This is a genomic window from Thermus sp. NMX2.A1 (assembly GCF_000511705.1).
Taxonomy (GTDB): domain Bacteria; phylum Deinococcota; class Deinococci; order Deinococcales; family Thermaceae; genus Thermus; species Thermus scotoductus.
Window position 1 is genome coordinate 26,809 of record NZ_ATNI01000055.1, and the last position, 17,509, is coordinate 44,317.

General features: G+C 64.6%; 17 protein-coding genes and 1 pseudogene. 4 read left to right on the top strand and 14 right to left on the bottom strand.

Features of this window, described 5'->3' with window-relative positions; translation table 11 throughout:
• Positions 1-40 precede the first annotated feature (40 nt).
• From metG to TNMX_RS05690, 6 genes and pseudogenes are all read right to left on the bottom strand, one after another.
• The gene (gene metG, locus TNMX_RS05665; RefSeq protein WP_038030274.1) at positions 41-1,924 is read right to left on the bottom strand and encodes a methionine--tRNA ligase; all 1,884 of its coding nucleotides are present in this window, start codon (positions 1,922-1,924) and stop codon (positions 41-43) included.
• Between the two features lie 101 nt (positions 1,925-2,025).
• A pseudogene (locus TNMX_RS13085) lies at positions 2,026-2,244 on the bottom strand (DUF86 domain-containing protein); the annotation flags it as partial.
• Positions 2,245-2,353: 109 nt separating this feature from the next.
• The gene (locus tag TNMX_RS05675) at positions 2,354-2,644 is read right to left on the bottom strand and encodes a nucleotidyltransferase family protein (RefSeq protein ID WP_038030276.1); all 291 of its coding nucleotides are present in this window, start codon (positions 2,642-2,644) and stop codon (positions 2,354-2,356) included.
• On the bottom strand, positions 2,641-3,324 hold the full coding sequence (gene rpiA / locus TNMX_RS05680; RefSeq protein ID WP_038030278.1) for a ribose-5-phosphate isomerase RpiA: 684 nt from the start codon (positions 3,322-3,324) through the stop codon (positions 2,641-2,643). The genes TNMX_RS05675 and rpiA overlap by 4 nt, the downstream gene beginning before the upstream one ends.
• 2 nt (positions 3,325-3,326) lie before the next feature.
• The gene (bcp, locus tag TNMX_RS05685; protein WP_038030280.1) at positions 3,327-3,794 is read right to left on the bottom strand and encodes a thioredoxin-dependent thiol peroxidase; all 468 of its coding nucleotides are present in this window, start codon (positions 3,792-3,794) and stop codon (positions 3,327-3,329) included.
• Positions 3,795-3,838: 44 nt separating this feature from the next.
• A complete protein-coding gene (locus TNMX_RS05690) occupies positions 3,839-4,324 on the bottom strand; it encodes an adenosine-specific kinase (RefSeq protein ID WP_015717669.1) in 486 nt (161 codons plus the stop codon).
• Between the two features lie 64 nt (positions 4,325-4,388).
• On the opposite strand from TNMX_RS05690, the gene mqnC reads away from it, so the two are divergent.
• Positions 4,389-5,516 (top strand): cyclic dehypoxanthinyl futalosine synthase, encoded by a 1,128-nt coding sequence (gene mqnC / locus TNMX_RS05695; protein WP_015717670.1) that lies wholly within the window; start codon positions 4,389-4,391, stop codon positions 5,514-5,516.
• Here mqnC and trpA read toward each other — a convergent pair.
• On the bottom strand, positions 5,513-6,292 hold the full coding sequence (gene trpA, locus TNMX_RS05700) for a tryptophan synthase subunit alpha (protein WP_015717671.1): 780 nt from the start codon (positions 6,290-6,292) through the stop codon (positions 5,513-5,515). The two genes, mqnC and trpA, sit on opposite strands and share 4 nt — an antisense overlap.
• Positions 6,289-7,506 carry a tryptophan synthase subunit beta gene (gene trpB / locus TNMX_RS05705; RefSeq protein WP_038030282.1) on the bottom strand — a complete coding sequence of 406 codons (1,218 nt, stop codon included), beginning with the start codon at positions 7,504-7,506 and terminating at the stop codon, positions 6,289-6,291. The genes trpA and trpB overlap by 4 nt, the downstream gene beginning before the upstream one ends.
• Positions 7,507-7,690: 184 nt before the next feature.
• On the opposite strand from trpB, the gene thyX reads away from it, so the two are divergent.
• Complete coding sequence (thyX, locus tag TNMX_RS05710) at positions 7,691-8,491, top strand: FAD-dependent thymidylate synthase (protein ID WP_015717674.1); 801 nt, start codon at positions 7,691-7,693, stop codon at positions 8,489-8,491.
• On the opposite strand, the gene ligA is transcribed toward thyX, so the two are convergent.
• Positions 8,488-10,512 carry an NAD-dependent DNA ligase LigA gene (ligA, locus tag TNMX_RS05715; RefSeq protein ID WP_015717675.1) on the bottom strand — a complete coding sequence of 675 codons (2,025 nt, stop codon included), beginning with the start codon at positions 10,510-10,512 and terminating at the stop codon, positions 8,488-8,490. The genes thyX and ligA overlap by 4 nt on opposite strands.
• Before the next feature lie 60 nt (positions 10,513-10,572).
• On the opposite strand from ligA, the gene TNMX_RS05720 reads away from it, so the two are divergent.
• Both TNMX_RS05720 and TNMX_RS05725 read left to right on the top strand, forming a co-directional pair.
• Positions 10,573-11,697 carry a BMP family protein gene (locus TNMX_RS05720; protein WP_015717676.1) on the top strand — a complete coding sequence of 375 codons (1,125 nt, stop codon included), beginning with the start codon at positions 10,573-10,575 and terminating at the stop codon, positions 11,695-11,697.
• Between the two features lie 72 nt (positions 11,698-11,769).
• Positions 11,770-13,260, top strand: a complete 1,491-nt coding sequence (locus TNMX_RS05725) for an ABC transporter ATP-binding protein (RefSeq protein ID WP_038030318.1) — start codon at positions 11,770-11,772, stop codon at positions 13,258-13,260.
• On the opposite strand, the gene TNMX_RS05730 is transcribed toward TNMX_RS05725, so the two are convergent.
• The 5 genes from TNMX_RS05730 to TNMX_RS05750 are packed head-to-tail and all read right to left on the bottom strand — an operon-like array spanning position 13,257 to position 17,458.
• Positions 13,257-14,210 carry a hypothetical protein gene (locus TNMX_RS05730; RefSeq protein ID WP_015717678.1) on the bottom strand — a complete coding sequence of 318 codons (954 nt, stop codon included), beginning with the start codon at positions 14,208-14,210 and terminating at the stop codon, positions 13,257-13,259. The two genes, TNMX_RS05725 and TNMX_RS05730, sit on opposite strands and share 4 nt — an antisense overlap.
• Before the next feature lie 12 nt (positions 14,211-14,222).
• A complete protein-coding gene (locus TNMX_RS05735; protein WP_038030284.1) occupies positions 14,223-15,080 on the bottom strand; it encodes an LptA/OstA family protein in 858 nt (285 codons plus the stop codon).
• Positions 15,077-15,628 carry a hypothetical protein gene (locus TNMX_RS05740; protein ID WP_015717680.1) on the bottom strand — a complete coding sequence of 184 codons (552 nt, stop codon included), beginning with the start codon at positions 15,626-15,628 and terminating at the stop codon, positions 15,077-15,079. Before TNMX_RS05740 ends, TNMX_RS05735 begins: the two co-directional genes overlap by 4 nt.
• A 54-nt stretch (positions 15,629-15,682) precedes the next feature.
• Positions 15,683-16,705, bottom strand: coding sequence for a peptidoglycan bridge formation glycyltransferase FemA/FemB family protein (locus TNMX_RS05745; protein WP_015717681.1), 1,023 nt, complete (start codon positions 16,703-16,705; stop codon positions 15,683-15,685).
• Positions 16,706-16,708: 3 nt separating this feature from the next.
• The gene (locus tag TNMX_RS05750; protein WP_015717682.1) at positions 16,709-17,458 is read right to left on the bottom strand and encodes a response regulator; all 750 of its coding nucleotides are present in this window, start codon (positions 17,456-17,458) and stop codon (positions 16,709-16,711) included.
• Positions 17,459-17,509: the final 51 nt, after the last annotated feature.

Consider the following 17,509-nt stretch of genomic DNA (forward strand, 5'->3'; position numbering starts at 1 on the left):
TCAGGTGATTCCTTCCCTTACACCCCTCTTGCGCCAAGGGCTATTTCACCACCGCCCCCGGGGGGATATCTCCCTCCACGGTGACCAGGGTGAGCTTATCCCCTTCCGAAGCCGCCAGGATCATTCCCTGGCTCTCCACGCCCCGGAGCTTGGCGGGTTTCAGGTTGGCCACCAGCACCACCTTCTTCCCCACGAGCTCCTCGGGGCGGTACCAGCGGGCGATGCCGGAAACCACGGTGCGCTCCTCGTTCCCCAGGGAAAGCCTAAGCACCAGAAGCCTGTCGGCGTTGGGGTGTTTCTCCGCCGCCACCACTTCCGCCACCCTCAGCTCCACCTTGGCGAAGTCCTCTATGCTGATGGAGCGATCCTCTGCGCTATCCTCCATTTTGCCCTCCCCGGAGCCCCTGGCCTCCTCCCTGGGAGCCTCCTTGGGAAAGAGAACCCCCGCCTCCTGGGGAAGGGGAAGGGGTTCCGCCAGACCCCAGCGCTCCGCCTCCTCGAGGCGCACCTCCTCCCTCAAGCCCAAAGCCCGGCGCAGCTCGGCCATCTTGTCCGGCATGGCCGGGGTAAGGAGGATGGAGGCGATCCTGAGGCCCTCCACCACCCGGTAAAGCACCGCCCTAGCCTCCCTCGGGTCCTCCTTGAATAGCTCCCAGGGACGCTTCTCGTTAATGTAGCGGTTCAGGGCCTTCACATAGGCCATGACCTCCTCGAGGGCCACGTGGAAGCGGAGGTCCCGCACCAGCCCTCTTAGACGCCCCGCAAGCCGCGTTCCCTCCTCCAGCTCCTCCCCGGGAACCGGCTCGGGGATGCGCCCGTCGGCAAAGCGGAAGAGCATGGCTCGGGTACGCTGGAGAAGATTGCCCAGGTCATCGGCCAAATCCGCCTCGTACCTGGCCCTCAGGGCCTCCTCGCTCACGGGCGTATCCTGGCCATAGGGAATCTCCCGCAAAAGGTAGTACCGCACCGCATCCCGGCCATACTTCTCCGTGAGGGCAAAGGGATCCACCACGTTCCCCAGGGTCTTGCTCATCTTCCGCCCATCCGGCCCCAGCAGAAACCCTCCCACGTTCAGGTGCCGGTACATGGGAATCCCTGCCGCCTTCAGCATGGTGGGCCAGAAGACCGCGTGGGGCTTCAGGATGTCCTTGCCGATCAGGTGCCAAGCCTGCGGCCAGAAGGTGGCGTAGCGGGGATCATCGGGGTAGCCTAGGGCGGACACGTAGTTGAGGAGGGCGTCAAACCAGACGTAGGTCACGTGGGCTTCATCCCAGGGTAAGGGGATCCCCCAGGGAACCCGGGCCTTGGGCCGGGAGATGGAAAGATCCCCAATGGGCTCGGAGAGCATGGAGAGCACCTCGTTCCTGTATCCTTCAGGACGGATGAGGTCCGGGTGGGTCTGGAGGTAATCTATGAGCCACTCCCGGTACTTCTCCATGCGGAAAAAGTAGTTCCCCTCCCGCCTCCTCTCCACGGGCCGGCCGTGAATAGGGCAGAGGTCCCCTTGAAGCTCCTTCTCCGTGTAGAAGCGCTCGCAGCTTACGCAGTAAAGCCCCTCGTACTCCCCGTAGTAGATGTCCCCGGCCTCGTAGACCCTTTGCAACACCCTTTGCACCACCCGCTTGTGCCGCTCCTCGGTGGTGCGGATGAAATCGTCGTAGGCGATGCCCAAAAGCTCCCAGGCCTTGCGGAAGCGCTGGGATACCCGGTCCACAAAGGCCTGGGGTTCCTCCCCTGCCCTCTGGGCTGCCCGGTAAACGGTCTCCCCGTGCTCATCCGTGCCGGTCAGGAAGAAGGTTTGGTACCCGTCCAACCGGTGCCAGCGGGCCAGGAAATCCGCCACCACCGTGGTGTAGGCGTGGCCCAGGTGGGGTTCCGCGTTCACGTAGTAGATGGGGGTAGTGATGTAAAAAACCTTTTCCATCCCTCCTCCAAGAAAAACCGGGGCATGCGCCCCGGGCGGGAAGGACCTTCCCGCCCTAGCCCAAAGGCATGCCCTTCATAACCCCGATTCTACACCCAACCCTAACCTTGCTGCAAAACCCGCTCGACCCAGGCATAAAGCTGCGGCACCTTGTTCCTCACCACGTCCCAGACCAATTCCAGGTCTACACCAAAATAATCGTGGACCACCACATCCCGAAAACCGGCTATCTTCCGCCACTCCACCTCCGGGTGGGCAAGCTTAAAGCCCCCAGAAAGCCGCTTCACGGCCTCCCCAATCACCGTGAGGTTGCGGAGGACAGCGTCTACGGTTCACTCGTCCTCAAAAACAGCCTCATACGACATCCCCTCCGTGTAGCGCACAATCCGCTGACACGCCAAGAATATGTCTTCCAACAACAAGGAGGGGTCACGCGACACGCAGGCCTTCCCGCTCCACGATCCGCCGCAAGGAGGGCTTTAGCGCCCTCAAACGAACCACGTCCACGGGTACACCCAAAAGATCTTCCAGGTAAAGCTTCAAAGCCATGAGGCGATCAAAGGAAACCGGCTCTATAAGCTCAACAGCCACGTCCAAATCGCTTCCAGGGCCGGCCTCTTTTCGTACAAAGGACCCAAACAAGAAGAGGTCCTTCACACCCAGGGCCTGCAGTTCGTCCCTATGAGCACGCAAGCGAGCCACGATCTCCTCGAGGCTCATGGCAGAATCTCCTCCACCCCCATGGGTCCCGCCACCAGGGCACGGGTGGCGAGACCCACAAAGATCCCCGTTTCCACCACCCCGGGGATCTCCAAAAGAGCCTTGTGGAGGCCCAAAGGATCCCCAATGGGGCCAAAGCGCACATCGGCGATGAGGTGGCCCCCGTCGGTGAAATAGACCTCATCCCCGTTCATCCTCAGCTCCGGCTCCCCCCCAAGGGCGCGGATGGCCCTTAGGGTGGCCAGGTGGCCAAAGGGCACGATCTCCACCGGCACCACCCCGCGGCCTAATACCGACACCTTCTTGGTGTGGTCGGCGATGACGATGAACTCCTTGGCGTTGCTCTCCACGATCTTCTCCCGCAAAAGAGCCCCGCCAAGGCCCTTGATAAGGGAGAGGTCCGGAGCGATCTCGTCAGCCCCGTCAATGGCCAGGTCCACCCCCTCTGGAGGAAGATCCACCAGGGGAATCCCCTCCCTCAGGGCCAGGTCCTTGGTGGCCTCCGAGGTGGGAACTCCTTTAACCCCTCTAAGCTCCCCTTCCCGGAGGCGCCGGGCCAGCTCCAAGACGGCATACCTAGCCGTGGACCCCGTGCCCAAGCCCACCACCATGCCATCCTGCACAAAGGCCACCGCCGCATGGGCCGCCTCTTTCTTGTAGCTTTCCAAAGGCCTTTCCATCCTCAAGACCCCCTCAGGGCCCGCAGGGCTTCCGCCACCTCCTCGGCGTGGTCCTCCGGAGATACCTTGCGCCAGACTTTGGCAATCCGGCCCTCGGGATCGATCAGGAAGGTCTGGCGCAAAACCCCCTCGTACTCCTTGCCGTAAAGGTTCTTCTTCCCCCAAGCCCCGTAGGCCAGGATGACCTCCCGCTCGGGATCAGCGAGAAGGGGAAAGTTCAAACCGTACTTCTCGGCGAAGCGCTTGTGGCTTTGGACATCGTCCGCCGACACCCCAAGCACCACGGCCCCCAGCTCCTGCAGATCCCCCATGCGGTCGCGGAAGCCGCAGGCCTCCTTGGTGCAACCCGGGGTGTCGTCCTTGGGGTAGAAGTAGAGAACCACCCACTTCCCCCGGTAATCGGAAAGCCGGTGAATCCGCCCCTCCTGGTCCGGCAGGGCAAAGTCGGGCGCAGCAGTTCCAGGCTCCATGAGGGCATCATACCCCAAGCCCCCAAAGCCGGGATAAGGGGGCGCTAAAGTTTGTAGCCAAAACGGCGGAGAAGGTCCTTGCGCCAGGCCACCTCGGCCCCGTCCTCCACCCCCAGGGGCTTAAAGCCATCCATGACCCCCAGGATGGCCCGCTGCTCCCCTTCCTCCGCCACCACCACCTTGAGGGGATTGGCGGTGGCGGCATAGATGCGCACCACCTCCGGGCAGGCCTTCACCGCATGAAGCACGTTGATGGGGTAAAACCCCTCCCCTAAAACGATGAGGAAGCTGTGCCCCGCCGCCAGGTTGAGGAGGTTCTTGACCGCAAGCTCGGTAAGCTCGGGATCGGTGCCCGAGCGCCGCACCAGGCGCTTGCCGCTGGCCTCGGAGAAGGCCAGGCCGAACTTGATGCCCGGCACGGCGGTCACCAAAGCCTCGTGCAGGTCCTCCACCGTCTTGATGAAGTGGGCCTGGCCCAGGATGACGTTCAGGTTTTCCGGCTTCTCGATGGGGATTACCTTGAGTTCCATGCCTCCATTTTACCCGTGGCCCAGCCTCCAACCGGCGAAGCCCTAAGGGTGTAGCATAAGGCCCATGGATGTGCTGGAAAAGGCCGTGGCGGGAGAAAGGCTTTCCGAGGCGGAGGTCATGGCCCTCTTTGACCTGCCCCTTCCCGAGCTGGCCGCCGCCGCCCACGAGGTGCGCTTGCAGAAGACCGACCCCGAGGTGGTCACCTTCCTGATAGACCGCAACATCAACTACACCAACGTCTGCACCGTGGCCTGCGCCTTCTGTGCCTTTTACCGCACCCGGCGGCAAGAGGACGCCTACACCCTCACCTACGAGGAAATCGCCAGGAAGGTGGAGGAGCTCTACCAGGTGGGGGGAAGACGCATCCTGATGCAAGGAGGCGTTAATCCAGACCTGCCCTTGGAGTGGTACCTGGACCTCCTGCGCTACCTCAAGAACCGCTTCCCCGACCTGCGCATCGATGCCTTCAGCCCCGAGGAGATCCTGGGGCTGGAACGGCTTACCGGGCTTAAGGCTGGGGAGATCCTGGAAAAGCTGATGGAGGCTGGCCTGGACGGGATGCCGGGGGCCGGGGCGGAGATCCTGGTGGACGAGGTGCGCCACAAGGCCGCCCCTGCCCGCATCCAGACCGCCGACTGGTACCGCATCGTGGACGCCGCCCAGGCCCTGGGGCTTTACACCCTGGCCAGCATGGTGATCGGCTTCGGGGAAGGCCCAAGGGAGCGCACCCTTCACCTCTTAGGCATCCGCGCCCAGCAAGACAAGGCCCTGAAGCAGTACCAGAATGGCTTTGCCGCCTTCGCCCTTTGGACCCTGCAGGTGGAGCACACCCGCCTGAAGGGCAAGGCTCCCGGGGCCACCGCTCACGAGTACCTGAAAACCCTGGCCATCGCCCGGCTCGCCCTGGACAACTTCGCCCACCTCCAGGCTTCCTGGCCCACCCTGGGGTTCAAGGTGGCCCAAGCGGCGCTTTACTACGGGGCCGACGACTTCGGCAGCACCATGCTGGAGGAAAACGTGGTCTCGGCGGCAGGAGGGCATGGGCGCACCCACGCCACGGTTCGGGAGATCGTGCGCCACATCGTGGACGCGGGCTTCAAGCCAGCGGAGCGCGACCCGCTTTACCGCATCCTGCGGTATCCGGACCCCAAGGCCATCCTGGGAGAGGAAGCCGAGCTTCCCCTGGCCTAAGCGGGTTCCTTCTGCAAAAGCCCTTGGCGGATCTCCTCGAGGAGAGGGGCCAGGGGCCGACCCCCCTCGAGGGCCCGCACCAAGGCGCTTCCCACCACCACCCCGTCGGCCACCGCCGCCTGGGCCGCGGTTTCCCGCCCCGAAACCCCAAAGCCCACGGCCACGGGCAAGGAGGTTTTGGCCTTGATCCGCCGCACCAGGTCCCGCACCTCGTCGGGCAGGCGCTCCCGCTCCCCGGTGACCCCGGTGACGGAAACCGCATAGATGAACCCGGTGGCGTAGCCCACCACGGTTTCCACCCGCCGATCCGTGGAGGTGGGGGCCAGGAGAAATACCGTTTCCAGGCCGATCTCCTGCGCCAGGCGCACCAGGGAAGGGTCCTCATCGGGAGGAAGGTCGGGCAGGATGAGGCCCGTGGCCCCCGCCTGCTTGAAAAGGCTGAAGAACCGCTCCGGCCCCCAGGCCAGCACGGGGTTCAGGTAGGTCATGAGGAAAAGGGGCTTTTCGGTGAGGGCCCGCACCTCCCGGAAGAGCTCCAAAACGCCCTGGACGCTCATCCCCTTCCTCAAGGCCTCCTCGCTGGCCCGCTGGATCACCGGGCCGTCTCCCAGGGGATCGGAGTAGGGGAGGCCAATCTCCAAAAGATCGGCGTAGGGCAGTACCTCCTTCACCGCCTGCAAGAACCCTTCCCGGCTGGGGAAGCCCGCGGTGAGGTAAGGGATCAAGGCGGCCCGGCCCTCGGCCTTGGCCCGAGCGAAGGCTTCCCTAGTGGTCATAGCTCCCCTCCCAGAAGGCGCATCACCTCGGTCACGTCCTTATCCCCCCGGCCCGAGAGGTTGATGACCACGATCTGGTCCTTGTCCATCTCCGGGACCACCTTGGCGGCGTGGGCGATGGCATGGGCGGATTCCAAGGCGGGGATGATCCCCTCGAGGCGGGCGAGGAGCTTGAAGCCCTCGAGGGCCTCCTCATCCGTCACCCCAGCGTACTCGGCGATGCCCTGGTCGGCGTAGTAGCTGTGCTCCGGTCCCACCCCAGGGTAGTCCAGCCCGGCGGAAACCGAGTGGGCCGGGGTGATCTGGCCATCGTGGTCGTAGAGGAGGTACATGTAGCTTCCGTGAAGCACCCCCCGCTTTCCCGCCCCGATGCTGGCGGCGTGCCTGCCGGTGGAAAGCCCTTCCCCGGCGGCCTCCACCCCAATGAGCCGGGGGCGCTCCCTCTCGGGAAGGTAGGCAAAGGGAGCGAAGAGACCGATGGCGTTGGACCCTCCCCCCACGGCGGCGATGAGGGCGTCGGGGTAGCGGCCAAAAAGCTTGAGGCTTTGCTCCTTCACCTCCTCCCCGATCACGCTTTGGAACTCCCGCACCATCATGGGGTAGGGGTGGGGGCCCACCACCGAGCCCAGGATGTAGAAGGTGGTGCGCACATGGGTGAGCCAGTCCCGGATGGCCTCGTTGGTGGCGTCCTTAAGGGTACGGCTTCCCGCGGCCACGGGCCGCACCTCCGCCCCCAGAAGCTTCATGCGGAAGACATTCAGGGCCTGCCGCCTTACATCCTCCTCCCCCATGTAAACCACGCATTCCAGGCCAAAGAGAGCGGCCACCGTGGCCACGGAAACCCCGTGCTGCCCGGCGCCGGTTTCGGCGATGACCCGCTTCTTGCCCATGCGCCGGGCCAGGAGGGCCTGGCCCAGGGTGTTGTTGATCTTGTGGGCCCCGGTGTGCAAAAGGTCCTCCCGCTTCAGGTACACCTGGGCCCCGCCCCAGTACTCGGAAAGCCTCCTGGCGTGGTACAGGGGAGTGGGCCGACCGGCAAAGGTCTTGAGGTAGTACTCAAGTTCCGCCAAGAATGCCGGGTCCTTCTTGGCCTCCCTGTAGGCGGCCTCCACCTCCTCCAGGGCCGGGATCAAGGTTTCGGGAACGTACCTTCCTCCGTAAGGACCGAAGCGCCCTCGATGGTCGGGCAGGGGAAAGTCTGGCAACCTCAACATACTCGCTCCGAAAATGGGCGCACAGGCGCCACAAAGCCTATCCATCCTACATGCCGCAAGCCCTTAGAGCCAAGGTCAAGAGGGCCTGTAGCGCCCGTGCCGCCACTTGTAGGCAAAGGGGGTGCGGACCCGCATGAGCTTAGGGTAGACCCCTTTGGCCCAAAGGGCAAGTAGACTCAAGGGCATGGAGATTGCGGTTTTGGACAAGGGGTTCGTGCGCCTGGTGGAGGTGATGGGAAGCGATGCCTCCATCGTCCAGGCAGCCAGGGTCTCCTACGGCTCCGGCACCAAGACGGTGCGGGAGGATGCCGCCCTTATCGACTACCTCATGCGCCACCGCCACACCAGCCCCTTTGAGATGGTGGAGTTCAAGTTCCACGTGAAGGCTCCCATCTTCGTGGTGCGCCAGTGGTTCCGCCACCGCACCGCCAGCGTGAACGAGATCTCCGGTCGCTACTCCGTCCTCAAGGAGGAGTTTTACGAGCCACAAGCGTGGCGGAAACAAGCCCGGCGGAACAAGCAGGGTTCCGAGGGGGAGCTTTCCGATGAGGAAGCCTCCCTTCTCCTCAAAGGGGTGGAGCGGGAAGCCTACCAGGCCTACCAAACCCTTCTGGAAAAGGGGATCGCCCGGGAGATGGCCCGCATGGTCCTGCCCCTAAACCTCTACACCGAGTTCTACTGGAAGCAAGACCTCCACAATCTTTTCCACTTCCTGGCCCTGCGCCTGGACCCCCATGCCCAGTGGGAAATAAGGCAGTACGCCAAGGCCATTGCTGAAATAGTCAAGGCCCATGTGCCCCTGGCCTGGCAGAGCTTTGAGGAGCACGTATTAAAGGGAGCCCATCTCTCCCATACGGAAATTAAGGCCCTCCAGGGGCTTCTCACCCCGGAGCTTTACGAAAAGGCCCTCAAAGAGCTTGGCTTGTCCGGTTCCAGGCTCCAGGAGGCCCTGGAAAAGATCTTCCCACGCAGCCACCAGCTCTAGGAAGCTAAGGTTTCCACAGGCTTCCCCGTGCGCTCCTCTATGAGCCTGTACAGCTCCTCCTCCGTCAAGGTGGGCACCCCCAGGGCCCGGGCCTTCTCCAGCTTGCTCCCCGGAGCCTCCCCCACCACCAGGTAGCTGGTCTTGCGGCTCACGGAATCCGTCACCTTGGCCCCCAGGCGCCTCAAGAGGGCCTTCACCTCCTCCCGGGGGCGGGAAAGCTCCCCGGTGATGACGAAGGTAAGGCCCTTTAAAGCCTCCTCCCCCCGTTCCTTGGCCTCCATCTCCACCCCAGCCTCCTTGAGGCGCCTTATCAGGTCCCGGAAGGCAGGGTCCTGCAGGGTTTCGTAAATCCCCCGGGCGGTGAGTTCCCCCACCTCCTCCACCTGGAGGAGTTCCTCCAGGCTGGCCTCGAGGAGGCGGTCCATGGTGCCGAAGTGGGCTGCCAGGTTGCGGGCCAGCACCTCCCCCACCCCCGGCAGTCCCAGAGCATAGAGGAGCCGCTCCAGGCCCCGGCTCCGGCTCTCCTCAATCTGGCGGAGAAGGTTCCCCGCGCTCTTCTTCCCCATGCGTTCGAGGCCCACCAGGTCCTCCTCCTTAAGCCGGTAAAGGTCGGCCACATCCTTCACCAAGCCCTTTTCCAGGAGCTTCTCAATGAGCTTCTCCCCAAGACCCCCGATGTCCATGGCCTTGCGGGAGGCGTAGTGGCGGATGGCCTCAAAGCGCTTGGCCGGGCACAAGGGATTGGGGCAGCGGTGCACCTTGCCCTCCTTGACCAGGCGGTGGCCGCACTCGGGACAGGTTTCCGGCCAGCGAATGGGCCTCTCCTCCCCGGTCCTCTTCTCCTTCAGGACCCTGAGGACCTCGGGGATCACCCCCCCCGCCTTGTGCACCAGGACCCAGTCCCCGATGCGCACGTCCAGCTCCTCAATGTAGCTTTCATTGTGCAGGGTAACCCGGCTGACCTCGCTTCCCTCAATGAAGACGGGCTCCAGGATGCCCACCGGCGTCACCCTGCCCGTGCGCCCCACCTGGAAGACCACCTGAAGCAGGCGGGTTTCCTTCTCCTCCGCGGGGAACTTGTAGGCGATGGCAAAGCGCGGGGCCCGGGCGGTGTACCCCAGTTCCCGCCAGAGGGAAAGCTCATCCAGCTTCACCACCACCCCATCCGCCTCAAAGGGCAGGCTTCGCCGCTCCTTCAGCCAGCCCTGGTAGATCCTTTCCACCCCCTCTGCCCCTTCTGCCCGGGCGAAGCCGTGCTCCACGGGAAACCCCTTCTCCCTAAGCCAGTGAAGGAGGTCCAGCTGGGTCTTGAGCCCGCTTTCCTCCAGGCCGAGGCCCAGGGCGTAGAAGGTGGCCCTGAGGCCCCTCCTTGCGGTGATCCGGGGGTCCTTCTGCCTGAGGGAGCCGGCGGCGGCGTTTCTGGGGTTTTTGAAGATCTTCTCTCCCTTTTCCTCCAGCTCCTCGTTGAGGCGGAGGAAGGCCTCTATGGGCATGTACACCTCGCCCCGGACCTCGAGGCGCTCCGGTACCCCTTTAAGCCTTCGGGGAATGGTGGGGATGGTGAGGAGGTTCTGGGTGACCTCCTCCCCTGTTTCCCCGTCCCCCCGGGTGGCCCCCCATACCAGAATCCCTTCCTCGTAGTAGAGGTTCACGGAAAGGCCATCCACCTTGTGCTCCACCGTGTACACGAAGGGCCCCTTCCTCCCCAAGGCCCGCTCGATCCGCTCCTCAAAGGTCCTGACCTCCTCCAGGGTGAAGGCGTTATCCAGAGAGTACATGCGGGTGGGATGGCGGATGGGGCGGAAGGTGGCCTCGAGGGGCTTAGCCCCCACTTGCTCCGTGGGGGAATCCGGGCTTTTGAGCTCGGGAAAGCGTTCCTCCAACTCCTTAAGCTCCCTCAAAAGCCGGTCGTATTCGGCATCGGAAATCTCCGGGGCATCCAGGACGTAGTAACGGTAGTTGTGGTAGCGGATGAGGTCCCGGAGCTCGTTGATCCGTTTGCGTGCCTCTTCCAGGGTCATGCCTTGAGTTTACCGAACCGGGTATAATGCCCTACGGCGAAATGCCATAGGAGGTGGCAGATGAAACGTATTGTGGCCCTTTTGGCGGTATTGGCCCTAGGTTTGAGCCTGGCCCAGGTGCGCGTGGGGATCGCCTTTGATGCGGGCGGCAAGTTTGACCGCTCCTTCAACCAGTCCGCTTGGGAAGGAGCCCAGAAGGCAGCCAAGGACTTCGGGGTTAAGCTCTTCGACTTCGAGCCCGCCGACCCCTCCCAGGTGGGCCAGGGCATCCGCACCTTCGCCGAGGAGGGCTTTGACCTGGTGATCGGGGTGGGCTTCGCCAACGAACCCGCCATCACCGCCACCGCCAAGGAGTTCCCCAAGGTGAACTTTGCGGTGATCGACGCCGTCCCCGGGGAAGGCAAGCTGCCCAACGCCGTGGGCCTGGTCTTCCGGGAGCACGAGGGAAGCTTCCTGGTGGGCTACATCGCCGGCAAGATGAGCCGCACCGGGGTGGTGGGCTTCATCGGCGGCATGGACATCCCCCTCATCCACAAGTTTGAGGCGGGCTTCCGGGCCGGGGCGGAGTACGCCTTCAAGGAGGACAAGATCCAGGGCAAGGTCCTGGTGGGGTACGTGGGCAACACCCCCGCCGCCTGGAACGACCCCGCCAAGGCCAAGGAGATCGCCGCCAGCCAGGTGCGCCAGGGAGCCGACATCATCTACGCCGCCGCCGGTGGTTCGGGCCTGGGACTCATCGACTACGTGAAGCAGGCCAAGTGCCTGAAGGAAGGCGGGGCCATCCGCTTCGTGCGGAAGGCGGACCCCTACGCCAAGGTGCCCAAGTACGCCGACTACACCAAGACCTGCGGCACCGACGGCACCAAGGCCACGCCCCTCTTCTTCATCGGGGTGGACGCCAACCAGAACTACCTGGGGGACACCGACAACAACCCCAACACCCTGAACCACGGCCTCACCTCCATGATGAAGCGGGTGGACGTGGCCACCTACGAGGTCATCAAGAGCGTGGTGCAGAAGGCCTTCAAGGGTGGGGTGCGGGAGTTCGGCCTGGCCAACAACGGGGTGGGCTACGCCCTGGACGAGTACAACAAGGCCCTGATCCCCGCTGCGGTGGTGAGCAAGCTGGAGGTTTTGAAGCAACAGATCATCAAGGGCCAGCTCAAGGTGCCTGAAAAGCGCTAAAGGAAGGGCTCTCTAGGCCGGGGGGTTCCCCCGGCCTTTTTGTATACTCCGGGCGTGGAGGCTAGCGGAACCATCGCAAAGGCCCTGGTGCTCAAGGACATCACCAAGCGCTTTCCCCTGGTCCTGGCCAACGACCACATCAGCCTGGACCTGAACTGGGGCGAGGTCTTGGCCCTGGTGGGGGAAAACGGGGCTGGGAAGTCCACCCTGATGAAGATCGTCTACGGTCTGCAGCCACCGGACAAAGGGGAGATGTGGGTGGACGGCAAGCCCTACCGGCCCAAGAGCCCCCTGGACGCCATCGCCCACGGCATCGGTATGGTCCACCAGCACTTCATGCTGGTGGAGCCCTTCACCGTGCTGGAGAACCTGGTCCTGGGCCTCGAGCCGGGAAGCCCTCTATACCTCAATCTGGACGAGGCCAGGAAGCGGGCCACCGCCCTCATGGAGGAGCTGGGCTTCCAGGTACCCCTGGACGAGCGCATCGAGAACCTCCCCGTGGGCTTGCAGCAACGGGTGGAGATCCTCAAAGCCCTCTACCGCCAGGCCAAAATCCTCATCCTGGACGAACCCACCGCCGTCCTAACCCCCCAGGAGGCGGAGGAGCTTTTCCGCTTCCTCAGGGCCTATGTGGCCAAGGGAAACGCCGCCATCTTCATCAGCCACAAGCTGAAGGAGGTGCTTTCCGTGTCCGACCGGGTCACGGTCATCCGGGACGGAAGGGTGGTGGGCACGGTGAAGACCCCGGAAACCTCCTTGGAGGAGCTGGCCCGGATGATGGTGGGAAGGGAGGTGGTCCTGAGGGTGGAAAAGGGCCCCGCCAAGCCAGGCGAGGTGGTGCTGGAGGTGGAGGGCCTCGAGGCGCCCCCCAGGCTAAGGGGGGTGAGCTTCTTCGTGCGGGCTGGGGAGATCGTGGGCATCGCCGGGGTGGAAGGAAACGGCCAGACCGAGCTGGTGGAGGCCCTGGCGGGCCTGCGCAAGTACCGGGGAACGGTGCGCTACCTGGGCCATCCTCTTCCCCACCTGGCCCTCAAGGTACGGGAGGCGGGCGTGAGCCACATCCCCGAGGACCGGCTTGCCCGGGGGCTGGTCCTGGACTTCTCCGTGCGGGAAAACGCCATACTGGGGGACCAGCACCGCCCCCCCTTCCGGGGCTTCCTGGGCTTCCTGGACGGAAAGGCCATGGAGCAGCACGCCCGGACCCTGGTGGAAACCTTTGACGTCCGCCCTCGCTCCACGGACCTCTCCGCCCGGCGCTTCTCCGGGGGGAACCAGCAGAAGATCGTGGTGGGCAGGGAGCTTTTGCGGGGGCCCCGCCTCCTCATCGCCGCCCAGCCCACCCGGGGCGTGGACGTGGGAGCCATAGAGTTTATCCACCAGCGCCTGGTGGAGGCCCGCGACCAGGGCCTGGCGGTGCTTCTGGTTTCCGCCGACCTTTCCGAGGTGATCAGCCTCTCGGACCGCATCCTGGTCATGTACGAGGGACGCATCGTGGGGGAACTCAGCCCGGAAGAAGCCAAGGAAGAGCGCCTGGGCCTTCTGATGGCGGGCGTGCCCGCCTAGTCGCCGCGGAACTCCCCGGCCACCCCGCCCAGGACCACCACCTCCCCGGTCTTCAGGGCGTAGCGCACCCGTTCCCCCCGCACCACACCCCTTTCGTCCCGGCTTTCCACCTTCCCATACAGGAAGGCGTACCCTTCCTTTTCCCGGAGAAGCGCCCGCTCGGCCCTGGTGGTGCGCCCGCCCTGGGTAAGCTCCACCCCTCCGAGAAGCCAAAGCCGGTCCTCATCCAGAAGATAGCGCAAGGAACCCGCCTTGCCCGAAAGGGGTTTTTCCCCTTCGCGGCGCACTTCCAGAGGACCCTCCAATAGGGCCTCCCCGGTGTCGTTTTGGTAGCGGAGCCTCTGCCCCTCCACCCACACCTGCCCCTGGGCCACCGCCACCTTTCCGGGAGCTGGCCTTAGCTCCAGCCGGCCTTCCTCCTCCAGGTACCGGGCCTCTCCCCCGGAGAGGAAGAGCTCCTCCACCCCACCCCGCTCCACCACCGCCAGGGGCCCCCTGGCCTCCACCTCCTCCCCCAGGCGCACCTCCACCCCCTTGGGGTCAAAGAGGACGAGGCGGAGGTAACGCTCCCCCTTCCCTTCGCCAGCCCTTCGCAAACGCATCAGGTAGGGAAGCCCCTCCTGTTCCCAATCGGGGTTATAGGCCACCTCCACCCTTTCCCCCACCTTCAGCCCCTCCTCCACCGCGCTTCCCAGATCCCGGAAGAAGGCTCGGCTCTCCACCTGGACCCTCTCGGGGGAAAGGGCTTGCAGCTCCCCCACCAGGAGGTCCCCGTAGTCCGCATAGAAGAGGCTTCCCTCCTCCCCGCTCACCCAGGCCACCACCTTCTTCTCCTTGCGGGTGAGCTCCACCTGGGGATGGAAGACCTCCTGGGCCAAGGCGAGGAGGCAAAGGGCGGCCACCCCAAGGAGGAACCTTAGGGCATGGCGGCAAGGGCGAAAGAGGAGCACCTTAAACCCCGCTTACTTCTCCCCAAGCTTCCTAAACTCCCCCACGGGCAGGCGGAACTCCTTGCCATAAACCCGCACCTGGTGGCGGTTCACATTGTGCTGGAGCGTGTTCCCGGAAAGCCTGAACCCTTCCTTCTTGTTCTCGCTCACCGCCGGCCTGCCCAAAACGATGGCCTCCCCGGTGGTATCGTCGTAGTAGAGGCTCTCCCCCGTGGTGACCAGATCCCCGTCCTGGAGCCGCACCCCCCCGGTGGCGATGAGCTTTTTGGGTCCGGTGAGGCTTCGCACCTCCTTGGCCCGGATCACCAGGTCCCCGTCCTTGCGCTTGCGGGTGAGGACCACCTCCTTGGAATCGGTGAACACCGCCAGGCCCTTCTCCTCCTCGTAGTAGACAAAGGCGGCCCGCCCCTCCTGGTTCCCGCTCTTAAGGAGGGCGTTTTCGCTGCTGGAGGTGTCCGTGTCCACCTGGAAGGTCATGCGGCTGGCCTCCACCTCCACCGGGTCCTCCCCCGGCTTGGGCTCCTGGCGCATGCGGGCCGGGCCCAGAAGCTCTCCCTCCCCGGTCTTCTCCCGGTAGACCAGAACCGGCCCCCTGGCCTCCACCCGGCCCCGGCGCACCACCACCCCCCCCTCAAAGCGGGCCTCCCGCTCCCCTTCCGCCTCCTGCATGGTCTTGCCCTTGGGAGCGGTGAGGGTGGCCTTGGGGGAGCGGATCTCCAGGTCCTTCACCCGGCCCCTCACCTCCCCCTCAAAGGTCCAGGGGCCGTAGCGCAGGTCCCCCGAAAGCCGACCCCCTTCCACCTGAATCACCCGGACGCCGGAAGCGGCTAAGGCCAAACCCAAAAGGGACAACCAAACCCACCTTCTCATGAGCTACCTCCTTCCACGGTACAAGGACCAAAGGTGCCACCCGCGGGAAACTCAAACCGCGGGCTTTCCGCTTCTATGCGCTCCATGCCGAAATCCGAGCGAAAGCCCTGGGCCTCTCCCCTAAGGTTAGGAGCCTCAATCCGCACCCAGGGGGCGAAAAACCCCTCCTTCTGACGGATGAGGACCTCCCCCCTGCCCGGGGCGGAGAGCTGGAGGCGGAAGCATCCCTTCAGGATCTCCACCCGGGCGAAAGGAGCCCGCAGGTTATCCCCTGGCTCCACCGCCACCTCGGGGGCGAAAAGGCGCAGGTCCAGCCGGTCCTCCACATAGCGTTCCCCCTTAAGCCCCCCCTGGATGCGGAAAACCCCTCCCTCCTCCACCATCTCCTGGGCGGTGAACCGCCACTCCACCCCCTCCTCCTCGGGGAAAAGGTAGAACTCCACCCCCTTAAGGCGCACGCCTTCCGTGGGCAAGGGCCTTGGCGGGGGCCGGAGGAACCAAAAAACCATACCGAAGACGACAACAAGAAGAAGGAGGAGCCGCACCACCTTCCCACCTTACCCAAGGCCCCTTGAGAAAGATGACAAGACCCGCAAGCCCTTTCAGCCCAGGACATCCCGCGGGTTCCCCCGCACCCGCAGGTTCACCCAGGTCTTGCGCAAGCGCAGGAGGAGCTTCAAGGGACGGTAGAGGGGGGAAAGGGGCAGGGTGTAGGCGGGAAAGTGGACGCGCCTACCCCCAAACCCCTCCTTGAACCGCCATATCCCCTCTGCATGGCTGCCCTCCGGGGTCCTGGGCACGCCCCAGAGGTCGTAGATGCGGTAGCCGCGTCCGATCCCATGGCGGATGGCCGCCAGGTGCATGCCCATGGGAGCCTTGGCCTCGGGGTGGGCGCGGCTGCTTCCCCCATAAAGGTAGTCCACCTTGCCGGCGAAGGCCACAAAAAGCCCCGCCGCCAAGGCCTCCCCATCCTTACGGGCCACGGCCAAGAAGGCCTCCCCATAGGGCTGGTTCATCTCCCTGAGCACCGCCTGGTAGTACTCCTTGGCGTGCTGCAGGAGCTTGGCCCGGCGGTTGGTCTCCTCGAAGAGGTGGAAGAACTCGGGAAAGGCCTCCTCCCCCTCCACGCCAAGCTCCGTGCGCTTGAGAGCCAGGCGGGCATTGCGACGGTGCATCTCCTTCATCCCCTTGAGGAGGGCTTCTTCCCCTTGGGTGAGGTCCAGCCATAGGGAATAGGCGGGCTGGATGGATTCCTCGAGGAGGAGGCCAGGGAAGGTGGGAGGAGGTTCCTCCGCCGGCCATCCCGCCTCGGGCTCGAGGACCAGGTGGGTACCCCGCACCCCCTGGGCCAGAGCCCTAGCCACCAGGGGCAGGTCCTCGAGGCGGGAAAGAGCAGGTCCCCTAGGGGCATAGGCTAGGCGGAGACCGCCGGGTAGGGGGCGCAGCAGCACCTGGGCCGCCCCCAGAAGCCCCTCCTTTCCGTAGACCGCAAGCCGCCTGGGCACCCAGCCGGAAAGCCGCTTCACCTCCCCCCAGCCCCAGGACTGCAGGGCGCTGGTGATGGGGAGGCTGGAAACCATCCGGTTCCAGGCCTCAGGATCGGTGATCTCTAAAAGCTCGGCCACCCCCTAAGCGTACAGGGCCTGGGCCAGCTCTTCCAGAAGGCCGTTCCCCTCCAGGGGTAGCCGCTTCTCCTCCAGATAGGCCTCCAGGTGGGAAGCCAGGCGAGGGTCCTGCACCCGGGCTGCCCGCTCCCTCAAGGGCACCAAAGGCCAGCCGAAGGCCAGGTGGCCAAGGAGGTCATAGAGGTCGTATTCGCCAGGAAGAATGCGCCGCAAAAGGGCCTCGGTCCAGCCCTTGGCCAAAAGGTTTTGCAGAAGGGCACGGCGGCTTGCCGTCTTTCGCCAAAGGAGCTTGAAGCGGGCCTCCTCGGGCAAGGCGTTCCGCAAGCGGCTACCCACCTCCTCGAGGCTATTTACCCGCTCCCCGCCGGGCAGCACATACCCTTCCCGGGCAAGAAGGTTTTCCACCACCTCCTTAAGCCGGCGGCCGGAAACGGGCTTCTCCAGGAAGAGATCCGCCCCCAAAGCCCGGCTGGGTCCCTCCAGCTCCTTGCCACCCCCGGTGAACATGATCACCGGCACCTTGGCCAGGCGGCGCACCGCCCGGATGCGCCCCAAAAGGGTGAGGCCATCCATATCCGGCATCATGATGTCCAGGAGGATCAGATCCGGGGTTTCCCTACGCAGATGCTCCAGGGCGGCTTTCGCCGAATCCGCCAGCACCACCTGGTGGCCGGCCCCGGAAAGGAGGAGCTCCAACAGGTGCCGGATGCGGGGGTCATCGTCCACCACAAGCAGCCGCGCCACAAGGGCCATGCTAAGGGAAGTGCCTTTCCCCTGTCTACGGGAAGCGGTAGGATGAAGGGC